The 20,954-nt window shown below is 57.4% G+C and carries 15 protein-coding genes; 5 read left to right on the top strand and 10 right to left on the bottom strand.

Annotation, left to right across the window (positions count from 1 at the left end):
- Nucleotides 1–1,404, top strand: coding sequence for a TRAP transporter large permease (locus ACR3EM_RS06845; protein WP_480470049.1), 1,404 nt, complete (start codon nt 1–3; stop codon nt 1,402–1,404).
- 264 nt (nt 1,405–1,668) lie between these two features.
- Here the strand turns inward: ACR3EM_RS06845 and ACR3EM_RS06840 are convergent, their stop codons facing one another.
- Genes ACR3EM_RS06840 through rocF form a run of 3 tightly spaced genes read right to left on the bottom strand, consistent with a single transcriptional unit; the run spans nt 1,669 to nt 4,559 of the window.
- On the bottom strand, nt 1,669–2,712 hold the full coding sequence (locus ACR3EM_RS06840; RefSeq protein WP_480470048.1) for an ornithine cyclodeaminase: 1,044 nt from the start codon (nt 2,710–2,712) through the stop codon (nt 1,669–1,671).
- A gap of 6 nt (nt 2,713–2,718) precedes the next feature.
- Nucleotides 2,719–3,639, bottom strand: coding sequence for a citrulline utilization hydrolase CtlX (ctlX, locus tag ACR3EM_RS06835; RefSeq protein ID WP_480470047.1), 921 nt, complete (start codon nt 3,637–3,639; stop codon nt 2,719–2,721).
- The gene (rocF, locus tag ACR3EM_RS06830; RefSeq protein WP_480470046.1) at nt 3,639–4,559 is read right to left on the bottom strand and encodes an arginase; all 921 of its coding nucleotides are present in this window, start codon (nt 4,557–4,559) and stop codon (nt 3,639–3,641) included. The genes ctlX and rocF overlap by 1 nt, the downstream gene beginning before the upstream one ends.
- 86 nt (nt 4,560–4,645) lie before the next feature.
- Between rocF and ACR3EM_RS06825 the strand changes: the two genes are divergently transcribed.
- Both ACR3EM_RS06825 and mprF read left to right on the top strand, forming a co-directional pair.
- Nucleotides 4,646–5,074 carry an Lrp/AsnC family transcriptional regulator gene (locus ACR3EM_RS06825; RefSeq protein ID WP_480470045.1) on the top strand — a complete coding sequence of 143 codons (429 nt, stop codon included), beginning with the start codon at nt 4,646–4,648 and terminating at the stop codon, nt 5,072–5,074.
- A gap of 89 nt (nt 5,075–5,163) precedes the next feature.
- Nucleotides 5,164–7,770: a bifunctional lysylphosphatidylglycerol flippase/synthetase MprF gene (mprF, locus tag ACR3EM_RS06820; protein WP_480470044.1), complete on the top strand. Its 2,607-nt coding sequence runs from the start codon at nt 5,164–5,166 to the stop codon at nt 7,768–7,770.
- 3 nt (nt 7,771–7,773) lie between these two features.
- On the opposite strand, the gene ACR3EM_RS06815 is transcribed toward mprF, so the two are convergent.
- From ACR3EM_RS06815 to ACR3EM_RS06800, 4 genes are all read right to left on the bottom strand, one after another.
- The gene (locus tag ACR3EM_RS06815; protein ID WP_480470043.1) at nt 7,774–9,324 is read right to left on the bottom strand and encodes an efflux transporter outer membrane subunit; all 1,551 of its coding nucleotides are present in this window, start codon (nt 9,322–9,324) and stop codon (nt 7,774–7,776) included.
- A gap of 11 nt (nt 9,325–9,335) precedes the next feature.
- Nucleotides 9,336–10,481: an HlyD family secretion protein gene (locus tag ACR3EM_RS06810; protein WP_480470042.1), complete on the bottom strand. Its 1,146-nt coding sequence runs from the start codon at nt 10,479–10,481 to the stop codon at nt 9,336–9,338.
- Between the two features lie 21 nt (nt 10,482–10,502).
- Entirely contained in the window at nt 10,503–10,865 is a 363-nt protein-coding gene (locus ACR3EM_RS06805; RefSeq protein WP_480470041.1) for a DUF3302 domain-containing protein, read from the bottom strand.
- A 92-nt stretch (nt 10,866–10,957) separates the two neighbouring features.
- The gene (locus tag ACR3EM_RS06800; protein ID WP_480470040.1) at nt 10,958–11,728 is read right to left on the bottom strand and encodes a DeoR/GlpR family DNA-binding transcription regulator; all 771 of its coding nucleotides are present in this window, start codon (nt 11,726–11,728) and stop codon (nt 10,958–10,960) included.
- A gap of 182 nt (nt 11,729–11,910) precedes the next feature.
- Between ACR3EM_RS06800 and glpD the strand changes: the two genes are divergently transcribed.
- Nucleotides 11,911–13,479: a glycerol-3-phosphate dehydrogenase gene (gene glpD / locus ACR3EM_RS06795; RefSeq protein ID WP_480470039.1), complete on the top strand. Its 1,569-nt coding sequence runs from the start codon at nt 11,911–11,913 to the stop codon at nt 13,477–13,479.
- A gap of 47 nt (nt 13,480–13,526) precedes the next feature.
- Here glpD and ACR3EM_RS06790 read toward each other — a convergent pair whose 3' ends face one another.
- The 3 genes from ACR3EM_RS06790 to metG form a co-directional block, all read right to left on the bottom strand.
- On the bottom strand, nt 13,527–16,664 hold the full coding sequence (locus tag ACR3EM_RS06790) for an efflux RND transporter permease subunit (protein ID WP_480470038.1): 3,138 nt from the start codon (nt 16,662–16,664) through the stop codon (nt 13,527–13,529).
- Nucleotides 16,665–16,667: 3 nt separating this feature from the next.
- The gene (locus ACR3EM_RS06785) at nt 16,668–17,846 is read right to left on the bottom strand and encodes an efflux RND transporter periplasmic adaptor subunit (RefSeq protein ID WP_480470037.1); all 1,179 of its coding nucleotides are present in this window, start codon (nt 17,844–17,846) and stop codon (nt 16,668–16,670) included.
- Between the two features lie 278 nt (nt 17,847–18,124).
- Nucleotides 18,125–19,843, bottom strand: coding sequence for a methionine--tRNA ligase (metG, locus tag ACR3EM_RS06780; protein ID WP_480470036.1), 1,719 nt, complete (start codon nt 19,841–19,843; stop codon nt 18,125–18,127).
- A 211-nt stretch (nt 19,844–20,054) separates the two neighbouring features.
- Between metG and ACR3EM_RS06775 the strand changes: the two genes are divergently transcribed.
- Nucleotides 20,055–20,951: a hypothetical protein gene (locus ACR3EM_RS06775; RefSeq protein WP_480470035.1), complete on the top strand. Its 897-nt coding sequence runs from the start codon at nt 20,055–20,057 to the stop codon at nt 20,949–20,951.
- Nucleotides 20,952–20,954: the final 3 nt, after the last annotated feature.

Raw genomic sequence — 20,954 nt, 5'->3', positions numbered from 1 at the left:
ATGGACACGATCGATATCGGCCTGTGGGTCACTGGGCTGCTGCTGGTTCTTGTAATCACAGGAATGCGCGTGGCCTTTGCTGCCGGACTGGCAGGATTGGTTGGCCTGATCTGGATTTTCTGGGCCAAATTCGGCTACGACCCTGATCGGTTCGGCAAGGCAGTTACCGTTGCCGTCAAGACTGCTGGTCAGGTGCCCCATTCAAAGGTGGCCTCGCATACGCTCAGCCTGATCCCAACCTTCATCCTGATCGGTTATCTGGCTTATTATGCCGGTTTGACACGCGCGTTGTTCGAGGCCGCCAAGCGCTGGATCGCTTGGGTGCCCGGCGGGCTGGCCGTTTCAACCATCTTCGCAACGGCAGGCTTCGCGGCGGTTTCAGGCGCATCGGTCGCCACCTCGGCGGTGTTTGCCCGCATCGCAATCCCCGAGATGCTGTCGGTCGGCTATAACAAACGCTTTGCGGCGGGCGTTGTTGCAGCAGGCGGTACGCTCGCCTCGCTGATCCCACCCTCGGCGATCCTGGTTATCTACGCCATCATCGTTGAACAGGATGTAGGCAAATTGCTGCTTGCCGGATTCATACCGGGGGCGTTTTCGGCCATTATCTACGGCCTGCTGATCGTCGGCATCGCAGTTGTTTTCAAATCGGTCGGACCACCCGTCACCGGCTTTAGCTGGAAAGAGCGTTTCAACGCTTTGCCCGGTGCCTTGCCCATCGTCGCGGTGATCCTGATCATCATATGCTTCGTCTACAACCCGTTTGGCGAGAAAGCCTGGGGCACCCCAACTGAGGGCGGGGCAATCGGCGCATTCATCGTCTTCTGCTTTGCGCTGTTCCACGGCATGCGCTGGCCCGAGTTCAAATCGGCGTTGTTGGAAACGGCTAAGCTGACGGCAATGATCTTTGCGATCATCTGGGGCGTTTTGATCTATGTCCGTTTTCTGGGCTTTGCCGACTTACCGGGTGCGTTCTCGGACTGGATCACCTCACTTGAGATGTCACCGATGCTGATCCTGATCTGCATCCTGCTGGCCTATGCGGTATTGGGTATGTTCATGGATGCGATCGGAATGCTGCTGCTGACGCTGCCCGTTGTCTACCCGGCGGTGATGGCTCTGAACGGGGGCGAGAGCATCAGTGCTGCCGACAGCGCTTTCGGCATGTCCGGCCCGATGTGCGCGATTTGGTTTGGCATCCTCGTGGTGAAAATGGCTGAGTTTTGTCTGATCACGCCCCCCATCGGACTGAACTGCTTTGTTGTTGCCGGAGTGCGCCCCGACCTGAGCGTTCAGGATGTCTTCAAAGGCGTGACACCGTTCTTCATTGCAGATGCGCTGACAATTGCATTGCTTGTGGCTTTCCCGGGTATCGTTCTCTACCTGCCATCTCTTGCGGGATAGAGGATTTTGCGAGGCTCTGCCTCGCGCTCCGAGATATTTATAGCCAGATGAAGAACGGATCCTTAACCAACACATCGAAAAATGGTCGGGTGGTACAGGCAGGGATGATGACTGCGCTAAGTGAAGTTCTCTGGCTTGATGGTCAGAGAGCGGATCCTTGCTTCATCTGGCTATAAATATCTCGGGGGAGGCGCCCAAAGGGCGGCGGGGGCAGAGCCCCCATCACCATTGATCATGCTCGCCCGTGGCTGCACCGACAAAGCGCTATTTCGCCCGCATCAGCATCCCAAACAGATCTCGCGGGTCGTCGGGATCAGCCAGCATGTCCAGCGGCTCGAAGAAGTCAGTTCCTTCGATCGCGCGTTTGATATAGCGCAGGGCTGAGAAATCCTCGATCGCAAAGCCGACGCTGTCGAACAGGGTGATCTGGCGGTCGTCGGTACGCCCCTTTGCCTTACCTGTCATGACTTCCCACATTTCGGTCACCGGATGATCCGCTTCCAGAGCCTGGATTTCGCCTTCGATGCGTGTCTGTTCGGGGTATTCGACAAAGATATCCGAACGCAAAAGGATATCCCGATGCAGCTCGGTTTTGCCGGGGCAGTCGCCACCGATTGCATTGATATGGACGCCCGGGCCAACCATGTTGTCAGTCAGGATCGTCGCGTATTTCTTGTCGGCGGTGCAGGTCGTGATGATCTGGGCGCCTTCGATTGCGTCTTCGGGCGTTTTACAGGAAATCACTGTCAGATCTTTTTCCTGCAGATTGGCGGCACATTTCGCGGTGGCGTTCGGATCGGTGTCGTACAAACGAACTGTGTCGATCCCGCATATGGCCTTGAACGCGAGACACTGAAACTCGGACTGCGCCCCGTTTCCGATCATCGCCATGACGTTAGCGGATTTCGGAGCAAGATAGCTGCCCACGAGGGCCGAGGTGGCCGCCGTACGCAGGGCGGTCAGCATGGTCATTTCGGTCAATAGCGTCGGGTAGCCGGTATAGACATCAGCCAGAAGGCCAAAGGCGGTTACAGTCTGCAAACCCTCGGAAGTGTTCTTGGGGTGGCCGTTGACATATTTGAACCCATAGGCCTCTCCGTCCGAGGTAGGCATCAGTTCGATTACGCCATGAGGCGAGTGCGCCGGGATGCGTGGCGTTTTATCGAAGCTCTCCCAGCGTTTGAAATCGGCCTCGATCTGCGCGGCGATCTGAGTGACCATCCGTTCCAATCCAACGTGGTGAATCAGGCGCATCATGTTGTCGACGGATACGAAGGGCACAAGGGCCTTGTCTGAGGGTTGCATCAAAGACTCCTATCGGCGGGAAAGATGGATGCCTGAGATCATGCAGCGCACTGATCCACCAGCTGTTTCAATTGTCGGAACAGAGAGCGGCAACAGCACGGCACTCTCTTCGATTATATCAATTTGAGCGGATGTAAGCGCCTTTTGGGCGCGGCTGGACAACGCCAACAGCAGGCCATCCCGACCGCTGAGTTCAATCGCGTTTCCGGCAAAGTTTGCGATCTGCTCATGCGACAGATCAATTACCGTTCGACCGGATTCCTCTAACCGTGACCGAACGGTCGCGCGGCGCTCCGGACCGCAGATCATGTCCAGGCAGATCAGAGCATAGTTCGTACCGATTCCCATCAGAACGTTGGTGTGGTAAACATCACGCCCCTGGGCATCCTTCGCATCGAAAGCGATAGGTTCATAGTTGAAATGAGTGCAGAACCTTTCAAGCAAAACAGGATCGGCGCGATTTGATTTGACGGTGTAAGCGATGCGGCCAACGTGATCCAGGACCATCGCTCCTGTTCCTTCCAGAGCAAGGTCATCCTGTTCAAGACCGGAATAATCAATAACGTCCTGAACGCGGTACTCCTGCTTCAGCATTTCTATCACATCGGCCCTTCGCTCGCGTCTGCGCGATGGAACGAACATCGGATAGATGGCAACATGACCACCTGGATGTGTCGAGAACCAATTGTTGGGAAAGACACTGTCGGGTGTATTGAGCGCACCGTCATCGTCAAAGACATGGACGTTTACACCTGCGGCACGTAGTTGGGCGACCGCTTCGTCATGTTCATCTCGGGCGGCAGCTGATGTTGCTGCTTCGGATTGGTCTGCAAGCGTTTGAAATGCATTGTCGTCTCGCGTTTCAGGATTCGAAGCGAATGCATGAGGGCGCACCATTACAACAGCGGAAGGCGATTGCAGGGAAATCATCAAAAACTCCGTGTCGGGCGATCAAAGATACGACGCCCCATCAGCGAGGCAGCCAGATCAACCATCAGTTTCGCAGTTCGGCCTCGCTCGTCGAGAAACGGGTTCAGTTCGACCAGATCCAGCGAGCAGACGAGGCCGCTTTCGTGCAGCAGCTCCATCACCAGATGCGCCTCGCGCTCGGTCGCGCCGCCGGGGACGGTGGTGCCGACCGCGGGTGCAATCGAGGGATCCAGAAAGTCCACGTCCAGCGATACATGCAGGATGCCGTTCGCAGCCTGCACTCTGTCGAGGAAAGCCAGAAGCGGTGCCTTGATACCGTGTTCGTCGATGCTGCGCATATCGGCCAGCATGGCGTGATCTTTTTCAAGGGCTGCGCGTTCAGCGGGATCGACCGAGCGCAGGCCAATCATGCCAACACGATTTGTAGGGATGGGGGCGGCGAGGGGCGCGAAAGCCTCAAACCCCGGTTGCCCGGTGACATAGGCCACGGGGGTGCCATGCAGATTGCCGCTGCCGGTGCTGCCGGGTGTGTGAAAGTCGCTATGTGCGTCGAGCCACAGCACAAACAGGGGGCGATCAATGCTCTGCGCGTGCGCCGCCATGCCTGAAACCGTGCCCATCGACAGCGCGTGATCGCCACCCATGAATATTGGCAGCCCTTGTTGCGCTGCGTTCTGCGCCGTTCGATGCAGCGCCTGCGTCCAGCCCACACATTCGGGCAGCGCAAACAGGTGCGGATGTTCCGCCATTTCCACATGATCCGGCTGCGTGTCGCCGATATCCGAAACAGTGTGCCCCAGATCGGCCAAAGCCTGTTCAAGTCCGGCCACGCGATAGGCGTCGGGGCCCATGCGGCAGCCTTGGCGGCGTTTGCCGGAATCCATTGGGGCCCCGGCCAGAATGAGAGTTTTCTTGTCCATATGTCTGTATAGAAACGCGATATGGGTTGAGAAAAGGGATCAAAATGGTCAAAATGAATTGATGGAATTCGATTTGGGCATTGTTGATGGACGAACTGGATAACCGCTTGCTGAATGCCTTGCATCGGGATGCGCGGGCCTCATTGTCGGAGCTGGCAGAGGTGCTGGGCGTGACCCGGACAACCGTTCGCAGCCGCCTGCAACGCCTCAAGCAATCGGGCGAAATAGTGGGCTTCACGGTTGTGACCCGTCAGGGCGTTTCAGAAAGCCCTGTGCGCGGGTTGATGATGCTCGAGATCGAGGGTCGTGGGACCGAACGGATCAGATCCCGGATTGCGGCAATGCGCGAGGTGGGCGCTGTCCATTCTACGAATGGCAGTTGGGATCTCATTGTTGAGATCGGGACTGACACGCTTGTAGAGTTTGATGAAGTTCTGTTCGAAATCCGACGGATGGAGGGGATCACAAGATCCGAGACCAACCTGTTGCTTTCGACACGCAAAGGACGGACGTGAATTCAGGCGCAACATGCTTTGATGGCTTGGATATTTGTGTAAAGCTCTGAACTGAGGCCGAAACTGGCAGCAGGGCAGGGATACGCAGAATGACTTCAGAGGCGACAATCGACGAGTCGCGGGTCCAGAAGCTGGCCGAACGTGTGACCGGATTGCTCGAAAAGCCACTGGTCCGGGTCGCTGTGCCTGTGATGATCACGCTGATTGCGTTGTTTGTTCTGCACGATCTTTCAGCTCATGTGAAATGGGCGGACGTTAAGACCGACATCGCGGCGACGTCGTGGAAGGTGATGTTCTTCGCGCTCTGCTGGACCGCATTTAGCTTTCTGTCGCTGTCTTTCTACGATGTCCTGGCGGTGCAGAGTATCGCTGGCGGCAAAGTACCGCTTCCCATCGCGGGGATGGCCGGGGCCAGCGGCTATGCGGTTTCGAACTGCCTGGGCTTTTCCTACATCACCGGTACTGCCATCCGGTATCGCATTTATGCGTCGCTTGGGCTGGATCTGGGGCGCGTGGCCGGGGTGATCGCAACCTCATGGGTGGCGTTCTGGATGGGACTGATCCTGCTTCTTGGAATTCTTCTGACCTTTCATCCTGACGGCATCTCGAAAGTGCTGCCGATTGGAGAGACCACCGAAACCGTCATCGGCCTGTGTCTTCTAGCCGGTCTTGCGGCGTTGTTTGCCTGGCTGTCCCGGGGTGGCCGGCGCATTGGATATGGCGGCTTTGGCTTCAACCTGCCGGGCGGAAAACTGGCTGGCCTGCTGACGGTTGCGGCGGTGGGGGATTTGTTTGGTGCCTCCATGGCGCTGTATGTGCTGATGCCGGATGATCTGGGCGTTGGTTATCCCTATTTCTTCACGATCTATATCGCCGCCATCGCAGTCGGCATCCTCAGCCACGCTCCGGGTGGGATCGGCGTGTTTGAGGCGACGCTGATCGCTGGGTTGGGAGCTTCCGGGCGCTCGGACGTGATTGCCGCACTGCTGCTGTATCGGGTCGTCTACACATTCTGCCCGTTCGGAATTGCAAGCCTGTCCATCGCTGGGGCCTCGGTGTTGACGCAAAGACACAGGATCGGAGGCGCGGCGACATGGGTCTATCGCGCCATTCGCCCGATTGTGCCGATGGTGGCTGCCGGAGTAGCGGCGGTCGCCGGGATCATCCTGTTGGTTTCGGGGGCCTTGCCCGCGAGTTCGCAGAACCTTGGCGTTTTGCGCGAAGTGCTGCCGCTCTCATTTGTTGAGGCTTCGCATTTGGCGGGCAGTGCCGTGGGTGTCCTACTGTTGCTGGTGTCACGCGGGTTGTTCCGAAAGCTCTATCGCGCATGGGTCGTCGCGATGCTGTTGATGATGGCCGGATTTGTCGCCTCGCTGACCAAAGGGCTCGACACGCATGAGGCGCTTTCTTTGCTTGGCACTATCGGTCTGCTGGCGATGTTCCGGGGCGCCTTCTACCGGGTCAGCGGCGCGTCGATTTTTCGGTTGAACATCCCGTGGCTGGTCAGCGTGCTGGCACTGTTGTTGGTGATCTTCTGGGTTGGGTTGTTTGCCTATTCCCATGTCGAATACCAGAACGCGCTCTGGTGGGAGTTCGCGTGGAACGGTGATGCTTCGCGCTTCTTGCGCTCCAGCCTCGTGGTTGCGGTGATCCTTGGAGTGGTCGCGATAAACTCGCTATTCGGGCGTGAAATACCGGCCCCGAGCCGTACTGAAATCCCCGAGGTGGTCGAGCGGTTGGTGATGGAAAGCGAGGACACTGAGTCTCAGATTTCGCTGACCGGAGATAAGCAATTCCTGATCTCCGAAGATCAGGCCGCCTTTCTGGCCTATGCCGATACCGGCAATGCGTTGATCACCAAGGGCGAACCGGTAGGCGATGAAAAGGCGGGACAGCAGCTGATATGGCAGCTGCGCGAAATGGCAGATCGCGAAGGTAAGCTATGTGCCTTCTACAGTGTCTCGACCAAATACCTGCCAACGTTTCTGGACCTTGGTCTGTCAATCCTCAAGATCGGCGAAGTGGCCCGCGTGCCACTGACCGATTTCTCATTGGACGGGAAATCCCGCAAACGGTTCCGTCAGGCCAAGAACCGGGCGGAACGCGAAGGCTATGTGTTCGAGATCATTCCAAAAGAAGAACTGGCCCCGGTGCTGCCGGAGCTACGCAAAATCTCGGACGATTGGCTGGCCCGGAAGGCTGGTGAAGAGAAGGGGTTCGCGTTAGGGGGTTTTGACGAAAAGTACCTCTCGTATTTCGATCACGCGGTTTTGCGGGACGAAACCGGTAAGATCATGGCCTTTGCGAACCTGTTTCAGGGAGGACATAAGTCTGAACTGTCGCTGGACCTGATGCGCTATGAGCCCGAAAGTCCGAGCTTTGTCATGGATGCGCTCTTTGCCGAGATGATGTCCTGGGGGGCAGAGCAGGGGTTCCATTGGTTCTCGCTGGGGGCGGCGCCGTTTTCGGGGATCGAGAACCGGCAACTGGCCTCGCTGTGGAACCGCATCGGCGGGTTTGTCTATGAGCACGGCGAGCAGTTTTATCACTTCGAAGGCCTGCGCAGCTTCAAGCAGAAGTTCGACCCGGAATGGAGCCCGAACTATCTGGCCAGCCCCGGCGGGTTGGCCGCGCCTCGCATCCTCTACGAGGTGAATATCCTGATCTCTGGCGGATTGCGCGGGCTGACGAAATAGCGGTCAGTTCAGGCTGGCCCCGGTCGGTGTTTTCTCCAACAAATCACCCCAATCGGTGCGATAGGCCATTTCGGCCAGTACCGTTTCGGGTAGGAATTCCTGATTTTGCCGGATCTGCCAGCCTCCGCCTAGACCTTTGTAGATCGCGACCAGATTTGACGAGACCTCTTGCCGGGCTTCAATCAGGTTTGCTTGCGAGCGCAGAAGCGCGGTTTGCGTGTTCAGGATGCGCGAATAGCTGGCGATACCGTCGCGGTATTGATCGACCGCAATATCGGCAGCCCGGCGTGACGCTTCGACGCTGCGTTCATAGAACGCCACTTGCTTGCGTGCCTGCGCATAGGCGACCATGGCGCTTTCGACCTCGGAATATGCGGTTAGGACGGTGTTCTGATAATTCGCAATCAGCGCCTGATAGGCGGCATCCTGTGCCCGGACATTGTTCTTGATGCGACCATAGTTCAATACGTTCCAGACCACGCCTGCATTGGCCAGGCCTGTGGTGCTGTTGGTGCTGAACAAATCGCGCCCGCCCGAGGCCTGTAGTCCAATCGAGCCGGACAGTATGAACTGCGGATACAAGTCGGCCAGCGCGATGCCAACCTGAGCCGATTGCGTCGCGGCGGCCAGTTCCGCCGCGCGCACATCCGGACGCCGCCGCAGCAGCTCTGCCGGAACGCCCACGGCCACGTTTGAGCGCGCTGACGGGATGCGACCGGAGCCGCTCAGAAGGCCGGCCATTTGCGACGGGGTTTTGCCAAGCAATACGGCCAGCGCGTTCTTGGCTTGCTGCAGATCGCTCTCCAACTGAGGCACCAGCGCTTTGGTGTTGTTCAGCAGCGCCGTCGATTCCTGTACGTCCAGCTCGGTGGTCACGCCATTGTTGAAGCGCAATTGGGTCAGATCAGCGGATTCTTGTTGGATCTGGATATTTTCGCGCGCAATGCCCAAAGCCTCCTGCAAGGAGCGGACGTTGATATACAGAGCGGCCACGTCGCCGGTCAGCGTTACAAGCGCATCGTCATAGTTGGCCACTTGCAGGGCGAGATTTGACCGTGCCGCTTGCACGCCGCGTCGTTGTGCGCCCCACACATCCAACTCCCACTGCGCATCAAACCCGACTTGCGAGGTTGAGAATTCGGTATCCAAAGGGATGATCCGCCGAATATCCGAAACCGGACCGAGGTTGTCGCTGATCTGGCGTCGCTGCAGTGATCCTCCGATCGCTTGCGATTGGGGGTAGAGCTCTCCGAACGCGATGCCAAGCTGTGCGCGGGCCTGAAGCACACGGGCACCTGCGACCTGCAAGGTCAGGTTCTGGGCATAGGCCTCGGCGATCAGTTTGTTCAGCGTGGGGTCATTGAACGTCTCCCACCACCGCACCACAGGCGCGCTGCGTGAGGTCAGGCCGCTTTGACTTGCGCTGGGGCTGTTGACCTCGATCCACTGTTTCACGACCGGCGAGTTCGGGCGCACGAAATCCGGGCCTACCGGCGTGCAAGCGGCGAGAGTGGCAGCACATAGGGCAGTGCCTAACAACCGGCGGAGTGTCATGGCGCGCATCCTCAGATATCCAGAGGTCGGATAAAGTTGGCGAAGGAATAGAGGCGGATATTGATGCGCCTCAGGAACTCGAAACTTTTGCCCATGCCGGTGTAAATCGCCACGGCGGCGTGACCACCCGCTGGGAAAGTATGGCCTTCGGGCACGTCGACCGAAATCTGTACCGCGATGCGGCCAGGCAGTTTTGGCAGTTCAAAGCCGGGCAGGCGACCCGAGGGCAGATATTGGCCCTGACGCGTGGCCCACCAAACAGCCTCGACCTTGCCGGTCAGGATTTCGCCGGGATAGAGGTCCAGGGCGACCTCGACCGGCTGTCCGACTTCGACGAATTTCAGGTTCTGCTGTCGGAAAGTGGCGAGGATATAGGGGCTGTCTTCGGTCACGAAACTGGCAATCGCGCCAAGCCGTATCTCACCGACCACCATACCCGGGCGCGCCTGCTGTGAGACGATCATGCCGTTTTCAGGCGCGTAGATAGTTGTATTTTCAAGGAAATACTCGGCCTCGGCCAATTGTGACTGCGCCTCGATAATCCCTGTATTCACACCATCGATCTGCGAGGCCTCTGCCAGGTTGGCCTTTTCCAGATTTGCCTCGGCCTCTTTGACCTTGGCCTGATCTTCAGCCACTTGCTCATTCCAGCGATCCAGTTCGTCTTGCCGCGCACCTCCCGCAGGGACAAGGTTTTCGTACCGGGCCTGCTCGGTCAGGGCATAGGCCAGTTGCGCATTGGCGCGTTCAACGGCTTCGGTTGCGGCTATAACGTCCTGTTCAAGGATCAATGCGTTTTGTTGCGCGGCCACCAGTTGCGCATTTGCCTTGTCGACGGCCAGCGAAAACACGGTGTCATCAAAGCGATAAAGTGGCTCGCCCTTCGTGACCCACGTATTCGGTTCGACCAGAACCTCTGTCAGGATGGTTGGCTGCGTCAGGCGCGGGACAATCTGGATGGTCGAGCGTACGACGTGGCTGTCGATCGAAAAGGGCTGAAAGAACCGAAGCGCGACCAGGAAGATCAAAAGCAGATGCGCGCCAACCCAGAAGGACACGATGCCCCACATGATGTTGAACTTCAGCCACTTCGCCTTGAAGAAAATGAACCAGACGAAAATGAGATAGAAAAGCGTAATGCCAAGGGCGACGAACATATTTGATAGTTTCCTTTGGTCTTAGCTTTTCTGCGTATCGTCTTCGTCAAGCCGGTCCTGATATTCCGGTTTCACTGTGCCGCCCAGTCGCTTGATCTCATCCCGGATGGCTTTGCGCTCCTCGTCCGGACCGCGACGTACATCCACGGTCACGCCGTCATGGAAGGCCCAGATGAATGCATGGACCCATGGAACGATGGCCAGGAACCCCATCCAACCCATCATCTTGACCGCTTCGGCATGCGGATGGTTTCGCTTGATCGCGATACGGCCGGGCAGGCCCATGATGAACAGGAACAGAGCCATCACCGCGGCCAGCAGCAGGATCAATGCTAAAAACGTAAGATAGTCGTAGAAGCCCAGCGGCTGCCCCAAAAGTCCCATGCTCGCGCCTCCTGTCGGGAAGGTTACTGCATCCTCAGTTGTGCGCTTCGCTTCGTCAATCAGTTTATGGGTGTTCTGGACAAAGTGATCGTCTACGGATCGCTATCGCATTGTATGATCTGCGTTTGCCATTCGGCGCATTTTATCGACAGATCTCCGGGCAGGGGGGCGTCAGTATAGATGGTATCTACATCCGCCAGCGAGGCGATGCGGGCCGGAGCCGTTCGGCTGAACTTGGAGTGGTCTGCCACCAGACTGATTTGCCGCGCCTGGGCGATGATGGTCTGGCTGACCAGCACCTCTTGCAGGTCAAAATCCATCAGATCGCCATCGGTATCGAGCGCTGAGCAACCGATAATCGCGTGATCAAATTTGAACTGACGAATGGTCGACACGGCGAGATTCCCCACAAGGCCACTGTCCGATCGGCGCAGTACGCCGCCCGCAACAACGATCTCGCAATCCGGGTTCTCGGCCAGAATGGTGGCGACATTCATATTGTTGGTAACAACCATCAGGTTCTTGTGCTGCCGCAATTGCCGAGCGACGGCCTCGGTCGAGGTTCCGATATTGAGAAAGACCGAACTGCCATCCAGGATATCGGCGGCGCAACGTTCGGCGATGCGGGCCTTAACCTCTTGGTTCAGGGCGCGGCGGTCCTCATAACCGATATTCGAAACGCCCGAACGCAGCACGGCTCCGCCATGTACCCGATCGACCAATCCGGCCTCGGACAGATCGGACAGGTCGCGCCGAATTGTTTGAACAGTGACCTGAAAACGATCGGCGAGTCCTTCGACGGTAACGCGGCCTTCTTCCTTGGCTATTTCAAGAATGTCCGATTGGCGAAAGGACAAGGACATGGATGATCTCCGGTATTGCTCTTGCCTTCGTTTTTGCTCTTTTTCCTGAGTGTGGCAAGTTCTGAATGCAGTAATTGCCATAATTGGATTGAAAGCGATAAAAAGCGAAAGCAAAACTTGACGAAGCGAATATGTATCGGGTTAATGCGCTCAAAGCTGCTGGATTGGGGAATCGCATAGAAATGTCATCGGACAACACTCAGGTAACCGACCTGTTCATTATCGGTGGTGGCATCAACGGTTGCGGCATCGCGCGCGATGCAGCGGGGCGGGGGCTGTCGGTGGCTCTGGCCGAGATGAACGACCTGGCCTCGGCCACCTCTTCGGCCTCGACCAAGCTGTTCCATGGGGGGCTCAGGTATCTGGAGTTCTTTGAATTCCGTCTGGTCCGCGAGGCGTTGATCGAACGCGAAACTTTGTTGCGCGCCATGCCGCATATCTCGTGGCCGATGCGCTTTGTGCTGCCCTATCACGCCGATATGCGGTTCGATACGGAAACACCGACCTCAAAACTGCTGAGTACGGTAATGCCGTGGATGCGGGGCCGACGCCCGGCCTGGCTGATCCGGTTGGGTCTGTTTCTGTATGACAATCTTGGGGGGCGGAAAATCCTGCCCGGAACGCGATCTCTGCAGCTGCGGAACGAACCCGAAGGCGGGCCACTGCAGGACAAGTTTGAAACGGCCTATGAATATTCCGATTGCTGGGTCGAGGATTCTCGTCTGGTGGTCCTGAACGCCCGCGACGCCGAGGCGCGCGGCGCGCAGATCATGGTGCGGACCGAGGTCGTCTCGGCAGAACGTGTTGACGATCTCTGGCAGATTACCCTGCGCGACCGCGACAGTGACAAGACCAGAACCGTCCATGCGCGGATGCTGATCAACGCCGGTGGACCTTGGGTGGGCGATATCATCCAGACCAAGATCCGCATGAACTCACGCGAGGGGGTTCGGTTGGTGCGTGGCAGTCATGTCGTGACACCGAAGCTCTATGACCACGACAAATGCTATTTCTTTCAGGGCGAGGACGGACGGATCATCTTTGCCATCCCTTATGAGCAGGATTTCACCCTGATCGGGACAACGGACCAGGATCATTCCGATCCTTCTGAACCTCCGGTCTGTACCGAGGCGGAGCAGGAGTATCTTTGCGACTTTGCCTCGAAATACTTCAAGAAACCGGTGACTCGCGCAGATGTCGTTTGGACCTATTCGGGCGTTCGGCCTTTATACGATGACGGGGCCAGCAGCGCGACGGCTGCGACACGGGATTATACGTTGAAAGTCGATGCCGAGGGCGGGGCGCCAGTGCTGAATGTCTTCGGCGGGAAGATCACAACATACCGTCGTCTGGCGGAAAGCGCGCTTGAGAAAGTGGCCGAACATCTCTCAGGCGTGTCGGGCCCCTGGACAGCGGGTGTGGCATTGCCGGGGGGGGATTTCCCGGTCGATGGAGTCGATGCCTTGATCCAAAGCCTGATGGCAGATTATCCCTTTCTGACAGACGTCTGGGCCCGACGGTTGGTACGGGCCTACGGCACCGAGGCGCGCGCGGTTTTGGGCGCGGCACAGGATCAGTCTGATCTGGGTGAGGATTTCGGGGCGACGCTGACCGAGGCAGAGTTGAATTGGTTGATCGACAAGGAATATGCGCGCACCGCAACGGATGTGATCTGGCGGCGTAATAAGCTGGGTTTACGGTTGACACCTCAACAGGTCACACGGATTGAGAGCTGGATGGCTGATCGCTGAAATGAAAAACGCCCCGTAGATTTGCGGGGCGTCTTTTGTTTATCCGATCATGCGGCTTCTTCTTCGGGTCCGGGATCATTCTTGCTGCCTTTGATCCATTCCCGCAGGCCCTGCATTACAGCATATAGGACGGGAACAAGGATTACCCCGAACAGCGTTGCTGCCAGCATCCCTCCAAACACCGCAACCCCGATGGCCTTCTGGCTTGCCGCGCCAGCACCGTTCGCGGCCAGCAGCGGCACAACGCCCAGCAGGAAGGACAGAGCTGTCATCATAACAGCGCGGAAACGCTGATGGGCCGCTTCTATAGCCGCTTCTTTGATCGACAAGCCCTTGGCTCTTTGCTCCATCGCGAATTCGACGATCAGAATCCCGTTCTTTGAAGCTAGACCAACCAGCATGATCATCCCGATCTGCGTGTAAAGGTTGATGTCACTGCCCACGATCGCGACTGCCGCGACCGCGCCGAACAGGGCCACCGTTACCGACATCAGGATCGATACAGGCATGGTCCAACTTTCGTATTGGCCTACAAGGAACAGGTATCCGAACAAGATCGCCAACCCGAGGATCACAACGACGAGGTTGCCAGAGGCCAACTGTTGTTGCGCCGTGCCGGTCCATTCAAAGGCATAGCCGGAGGGCAGGGCGTTCGCCGATTCCTCGGTCATGACATTGATTGCGTCACCCGTCGAAAGACCGGGTGCCGGAACTGCTGTCACTGTGGCCGAGCGGAACAGGTTGTGCCGTTTCAGCAGAACCGGTCCCAGCACATTCTCGACATCGATAAGCGTGCCGAGTGGTACCATCTCACCCTTGGTGGAACGCACGTAGAGGTTTGAAATATCTTCGACCTTGTTCCGGTACGAGCCTTCGGCCTGGATCATCACGCGATAGACTCTACCAAACAGGTTGAAGTCGTTCACGTAATACGAGCCAAGCTGCGCTTGCATGGTCTGGAATATCTCAGCCACCGAGACCTGCAGGGTTTTGGCCTTCTCCCGATCCAAATCAACGAACAGCTGCGGTACGTTCGCGCGGAAGGTGGTGTAAGCCTGCGCAATCTCGGGTCGTTGGTTGGCTGCATAAACGTAAGACCCAACTGCCGATGCAAGATCCTGAGGCGAGCCGCCCCCGGTTTGCTGTACCTCCATTTCAACACCGGCGGACATACCGAGGCCCTGAATTGGGGGTGGGTTGAAAGCCACGATTGAGGCTGCTGATTCTTGGTTTGCAATCGCCAGCACCTTGCCCAGAATAGCGTCGGCACTGAGATCGGGTTCCTGTCGTTCCTCCCAGTTGGTGAGGTTGACGAAAATGGCCGCCCCGTTCGTCGTGGTGCCGTTCAGCAATGAGAACCCGTTCACCAGAACGGTGCTTGAAACACCTGGGATCTCCTGAATCTGCGCGTCCAAACGCGCCGAGACGGTTTCGGTCCGTTCCAACGTTGCCGCGTCGGGCAGCTGGACATCGACGAACAGATAACCGTTATCCTCAAGCGGAATGAAGCCTTTCGAGGTGGCGCCCATGATGGACCCTGTACCAGCCGCGAAGGCCGCGATGATGCCTAATGAGATCACCGGCAAGATCAGTAGCTTGCGCACGATCGCGGTATAGCCGTTACGCATTGTACCAATGAACCCTTCGAACACGGCCAGCAGCCCCTTGGGGGGACCCGAGCGCGCCTTCAGGACCAGTCCACACAGTGCCGGGGACAACGTCAGGGCGTTGATCGATGAGATTACAACGGCGGTCGAGATCGTGACCGCGAATTGCGAATAAAGCCGCCCTGAGATGCCGGGCATGAAGGTCACCGGTACAAACACCGCAAGCAGAACCAGCGTGGTTGCAATCACCGGACCGGTAATCTGGCCCATGGCTTTGCGCGTGGCCTCCGCCGGGGGTAGGCCCTCTTCCGCGATGATACGCTCGACGTTTTCCACCACAACGATGGCGTCATCCACCACGATCCCGATTGCCAGCACCAGCGCGAACAGTGAGATCGTGTTCAGCGACATGCCAAAGGCCAGCAGGAACGCGAATGTCCCGATCAACGATACGGGGATCGCCACCGCCGGAATGATCGTTGCGCGCCAACTGCCAAGGAAGATGAACACAACCGTGATCACCAGAATGAAAGTCAGGATGAGCGTCGAAACCACGTCATTCAGCGATTGCTCGACAAAGTCGGTTGTATTGAACGGGACTGAATATTCCACATCGGTTGGGAAAGAGCGCGAGAGGCGTTCAAGCTCAGCCTCGACACGTTCAGACACCGCCAGCGCGTTGGCCCCGGGCGCTTGATAGATGCCGATTACCGTTGCGGGAACGCTTTGGAAGTAGCCCGAAGCCGAATAGAACTGTGCGCCGAGCTCGGTGCGTGCGATATCTTTCACACGCACAATCGCGCCCGCATCTCCTGTCCGGATCACGATGTCACCAAATTCATCCGCCGAGGTCAAGCGACCCTTGGTCTTGATCGTGTATTGAAAGGTCTGACCTTCGGGTACAGGTGGCGAACCGATTGAACCAGCAGATACCTCGATATTCTGTTCGCGGATAGCGCTGATCACGTCACCCGGAGTGATCGACAGCGCCGCCATCTTGTCCGGGTCCATCCAGATGCGCATGGCGTATTCAAGATTGGTCAGAACGTCCGCCTTACCAACACCCTGAACCCGCGCCAGCGCGTCTTTCAGGTTGATCGAGGCATAGTTCGACAGAAATACGCTGTCATACGTGCCGTTGGGCGAGGTCAGCGTGATCAGCAGCAGCATGTTTGTCGACGCTTTTTGCGTCACCACGCCCGATGAGGTCACCTCGGATGGCAAGGATGCCATCGCCTGCGCCACGCGGTTCTGCACGTTTACCGATGCGATGTCAGGATCGGTTCCCACTTCAAACGTAACGTTCAGCGAGTATGATCCGTTATCCGACGAGGTCGACGTCATGTAGATCATGTCGTCCACACCGTTGACCTGCGCCTCGATCGGGGCGGCCACAGTGTTTTCCACGGTTTCGGCGTTTGCGCCGGTATAGTTGGCGGTTACGCTCACGACCGGAGGCGTGATGTCCGGGAACTGTGCCACCGGCAGAACCAGATAGCCGATCCCTCCCAGAATGGTCAGAACCAGCGAAATGACAAGCGCCAGCTTGGGCCGGCTGATGAACAGAGCAGAGAACATCGATTATTCTCCCGGCTGTTCAGAGGCGACAACCGCATCGACGGCCACGCCCGGGCGTACCCGTTGCAGGCCCTCGACGATCACACTTTCGCCTTCGCGCAGACCGTCCGACACGATAATGGCCGAGTCCACCGTGTCACCGGTGGTGATATAGCGCTGCTCGACCATCTGTTTGTCGTTGACCACCAGAACGAACTCTCCGCGCTGGTCGCGTTGTAGCGCGGCCTGCGGGATCAATACCTGCAGCGTGGGCTCGAGTGCTTCGATCTGGACGTTCAGGAACGCTCCGTCGATGATCAGGCGGTCGGTATTATCGAACTGAGCGCGCACCGTGATCGCCCCGGTCAGAGGGTCGATGCGGTTGTCGACAAAGATGATCTCGCCAGTTTCATCCAGTTCGGTGCCATTGGGCAGGGTGACGTGGACATTCGGGCTTTTGTTGCTTTCTGCCAGAGATGCCGCGCTTTCGCCAACTTGTTGAAGAACGGTCGTAAACTGTTTTTCGTTCAGCGAGAAATTCACATAGATCGGCGCTTCGCTGACGAGGTTGACCAATGGCGGATTGTTGGGGCCAACCACGTCCCCGACACTTGTCGTAACGCGTCCAAGACGACCGGTGAAGGGCGCATGGATTTCGGTATAGCTCAGGTCCAGCTCGGCCTGTTGAATGGCGGCATTCGCAGCTTTGACTTCAGCCTCGGCCACCAATTCGTTGGCTCGCGCAATATCGCGTTCGGATTCGGGTGTTGCTTCGCGCTTATAAAGCTCTTCTTTACGGGCCAGGTCGACTTTGGCCAGTTCAAGATTGGCCTCAGCCCGGTCGAGATCCGCCTTTCGCGATTGCACCGTGGCTTCGTAAAGGTCAGGTTCGATCTTGAAGAGAAGTTCGCCTTCATTCACCAGCGCGCCGTCCTCAACTTCCTGACTTTCCAGAAATCCACTGACACGCGCGACGATATCGACTTTGTTAATGGCTTCTGCGCGCCCGATAAAGGTCGCCTCATCCGTGATCTCTTGCGTATAGGCTGCCGCGATCGAGACCTTGGGGGCAGGTGCTTCACTTTGGTCCTGCGCAATCGCACTCTGCGCGAGCACGAAACCGAACAACAGAGCGAGGGTTGCGCCCAAAGCTCTGGCCGATCCGCGGCGGTGAAGGGGCGTAGGTGCAAATTCAGGGGACATGATGAATGCCTCGTCAAGATTACAGAAAGCGCGCCGCAGCAGAACGGTTGCTGCGACGAGTCGAACACATTTTGGTCAGGATGGCCGCTTTGACATAATTTCTCAAGCGTGTTGACGAAGCGAGCGCCGTATCAAGCTGCGGAAATTTTTCAGCCGGGCGGCAGGGTTAGGTGCGGAAGCTCAGCCGTGCGGCGTGGCGTGCAAGACGAAGAACCCCAAAACGAAAAGACCGGATGCCAATGCAGGCCCCCGGTCTAAGAAAGGTGAGTTAGGTTAGATTAGTCTCGCACTCCGGCGAACTTTTCCTGCCATTCTTCGCGTTGTTCGTCCGCAATCTTGGCAAATAGCACATCAGGTACGGTGAACTCGTGACCAGCGGGCAGGGCGGACAGTGCGGCCTCCACATCATCAGGCCAGCTGGTGTCGAGCGTGTTCATCGCGCTCAGCATCCGTGCAGATGTGTCGGGAATGAAGGGCGCGCTGAGCACGGCGTAAAGCCGGATCAGGTTCAGACCCAGCCGCACCTGCGCGGCGGCCTGTTCCGGATCTTCCTTGAAGGTCGACCACGGTGCTGCAGATTGCAGATATTCATTGCCCGCAACCCAGATGGCCCGCAATTCCTGAGCGGATTTGCGAACTTCCATCGCCTCCATAAAGCCTTCGTATGCCCGCACGCGTTTGGTCAATTCAGCGACCAAAGCCTTCTCACGCTCGCCAAACGCACCGCCTTCGGGTACGGCTTCGCCGAATTTCGAGCGGCAGAACTTGGTGATCCGGCTGACAAAGTTGCCCAGCACGTCGGCAAGGTCTTTGTTCACCGATTGCTGGAAGTTCTCCCATGTGAACTCACTGTCGCTGCTCTCGGGCGCGTGGCTGAGCAGCCACCAGCGCCAGTAATCAGCGGGCAAGATGGCCAGCGCCTGGTCCATGAACACACCGCGCCCCTGGCTGGTCGAGAACTGACCCCCATCATAGTTCAGATAGTTGAACGATTTCAGGTGGTCGACCATCTTCCACGGCTCGCCCGAACCCAGAATGGTTGCCGGGAAGCTGAGCGTGTGGAATGGGACGTTGTCCTTGCCCATGAATTGCACGTAACGCACATCATCGGCACCCTTGTCGGTGCGCCACCAACGCTCCCACTCGGCGTCCGGCTTGCCGCTCGCGTCTGCCCATTCCTTGGCGCAAGCGATATATTCGATGGGTGCGTCGAACCAGACATAGAAGACTTTGCCCTCCATTCCGGGCCAGTCCTGATCACCTTTCTTGACCGGCACGCCCCAATCCAGATCGCGGGTGATGCCGCGGTCTTGCAGGCCGTCTCCGTCATGCAGCCACTTCTTGGCAATCGAGGTCGTCAGGATCGGCCAGTCGGTTTTGGAATCGATCCATGCGTCCAGCTGGTCTTTCATCGCGGATTGACGCAGGTACAGGTGCTTTGTCTCGCGCACCTCCAAATCAGTCGAGCCCGAGATGGCCGAACGCGGCTCGATCAGATCTGTCGGGTCCAGCTGCTTGGTGCAATTCTCGCACTGATCGCCTCGCGCGCGGCCATAGCCGCAATTGGGGCAGGTGCCCTCAATATAACGGTCAGGCAAAAAGCGTTTATCTGCGTTGGAATAGACCTGCTTTTCACTGACCTCGCGGATCAGTCCGGCCTCATCCAGCTTGCCTGCGAAATGCTGGGTCAACACTTTGTTCTGCTCGCTGGACGAGCGGCCAAAGTGATCGAAGCTCAGGCCAAAGCGATTGGCGATGTCGGCCTGAACGCCATACATCTCGGCGCAATACTCGGCTACCGGCTTACCTGCTTTGGCCGCTGCCAGCTCGGCCGGGGTGCCGTGTTCATCCGTGGCGCACAGGAACATGACCTCATTCCCCCGGCCACGCTGATAACGTGCATAAAGATCGGCAGGCAATTGCGAGCCGATCAGGTTGCCGAGGTGCTTGATCCCGTTGATATAGGGGATCGCCGAGGTGATGAGAATCCGAGCCATTTTGCGTTTCCACGTAACTAACTGCGCGCCCGTCTACAGTATGTGAGGGATTAGCAAAAGCCCGGTTTCAGCGTTGAAGCTTCAGAAACCCATACAAACGCCACCTTCGCGAAATCCCTGATCTGTGTATGATGGTCCTGCAAGTGATTTTACGGGGGAATTTATGCATCACTCGTATTTGACGCGGTGTATTCGCGTAGCCGTCATTTTCATGACCACACTTCTATCGCCGACCAGCCTATCGGCAGAACAAAGCGACGCCCTGACCGCCATCGATACCTTCGACAAGGCGATGCTTTCGATTTTCAAACGGGGTCAGGCTGTACTGACGGCTCAAACCCGGCCAGTCATGGTCATTGCCCGCGACGTAACCGTCATGACCGAGGATGGCGAGATTTCTTATCCGCGCAACGATTCAGACTATCTGATCTTCAAATCCACTTCACACGTTCTGTTGGGGATCATAGGTGCAGTCACCCCATGGCCTGAGGATGAGGCTGGAGATGCGCGTTGGAAGGAAGATTTTGAGGGGATCGCGCAAGCAATAGATACGTTGCTGGCGTCAATTGATCAGCTTGATCTTTCAAAGGACGCGATCGCGAAACAACGGCAATTGCTGGAAACAGCCCGTACATTCGTCCGTGGATCGGTCGACCGCGGAACGCTGACCCCTCAGGATGTATCAAAGGCGATAAATGACATGCGACCGATTTGGGCGGCCAATATGCGGGAGGCTGCGCGTGTTGAGTTGACCGCATTGCACAAGGCCGTCTCAGATGCCCGCGCGGCACTCAGTCAGGATGATTGGGACAAGATTTATGTCGTACATCACGGCGGCTCGAACGTGACCGGGGTTAATGTTGTTGAGCTGTATCTGGAACGGGTGATGCCCCAGAAAGTTGCCGCCGGACAGGTTATGTTTGCTGAGAACGCGCACGGAAACAAAGCTATGGCCGATTATGTCGGGTATGAGCGCATGCAGCGACATGTGGGGGCCTGGGCGTTCGGTGATCCAAGGCGGATGGAAGTCGATTTGCTTGGGTATGAAGCCGGGGCTATTTTGGATGAAATGATCCAGTCGTCTCCACCATCCGAACCATCTGAATAGGGT

This window comes from Ruegeria sp. AH3 (genome assembly GCF_056536265.1).
The sequence above is the reverse complement of the archived record's forward strand: the minus strand, read 5'-3'. Positions and strand labels throughout refer to the sequence as shown.

What these genes read in the sequence shown, in the direction of transcription:
- ACR3EM_RS06825 (WP_480470045.1), top strand. Translation starts at nt 4,646, where the DNA reads ATGGACGAACTGGATAACCGCTTGCTGAATGCCTTGCATCGGGATGCG.
- ACR3EM_RS06815 (WP_480470043.1), bottom strand. Translation starts at nt 9,324, where the DNA reads ATGACACTCCGCCGGTTGTTAGGCACTGCCCTATGTGCTGCCACTCTC.
- ACR3EM_RS06790 (WP_480470038.1), bottom strand. Translation starts at nt 16,664, where the DNA reads ATGTTCTCTGCTCTGTTCATCAGCCGGCCCAAGCTGGCGCTTGTCATT.
- glpD (WP_480470039.1), top strand. Translation starts at nt 11,911, where the DNA reads ATGTCATCGGACAACACTCAGGTAACCGACCTGTTCATTATCGGTGGT.
- ACR3EM_RS06785 (WP_480470037.1), bottom strand. Translation starts at nt 17,846, where the DNA reads ATGTCCCCTGAATTTGCACCTACGCCCCTTCACCGCCGCGGATCGGCC.
- ctlX (WP_480470047.1), bottom strand. Translation starts at nt 3,639, where the DNA reads ATGATTTCCCTGCAATCGCCTTCCGCTGTTGTAATGGTGCGCCCTCAT.
- rocF (WP_480470046.1), bottom strand. Translation starts at nt 4,559, where the DNA reads ATGGACAAGAAAACTCTCATTCTGGCCGGGGCCCCAATGGATTCCGGC.
- ACR3EM_RS06810 (WP_480470042.1), bottom strand. Translation starts at nt 10,481, where the DNA reads ATGTTCGTCGCCCTTGGCATTACGCTTTTCTATCTCATTTTCGTCTGG.
- mprF (WP_480470044.1), top strand. Translation starts at nt 5,164, where the DNA reads ATGACTTCAGAGGCGACAATCGACGAGTCGCGGGTCCAGAAGCTGGCC.
- ACR3EM_RS06845 (WP_480470049.1), top strand. Translation starts at nt 1, where the DNA reads ATGGACACGATCGATATCGGCCTGTGGGTCACTGGGCTGCTGCTGGTT.
- ACR3EM_RS06775 (WP_480470035.1), top strand. Translation starts at nt 20,055, where the DNA reads ATGACCACACTTCTATCGCCGACCAGCCTATCGGCAGAACAAAGCGAC.
- metG (WP_480470036.1), bottom strand. Translation starts at nt 19,843, where the DNA reads ATGGCTCGGATTCTCATCACCTCGGCGATCCCCTATATCAACGGGATC.
- ACR3EM_RS06800 (WP_480470040.1), bottom strand. Translation starts at nt 11,728, where the DNA reads ATGTCCTTGTCCTTTCGCCAATCGGACATTCTTGAAATAGCCAAGGAA.
- ACR3EM_RS06805 (WP_480470041.1), bottom strand. Translation starts at nt 10,865, where the DNA reads ATGGGACTTTTGGGGCAGCCGCTGGGCTTCTACGACTATCTTACGTTT.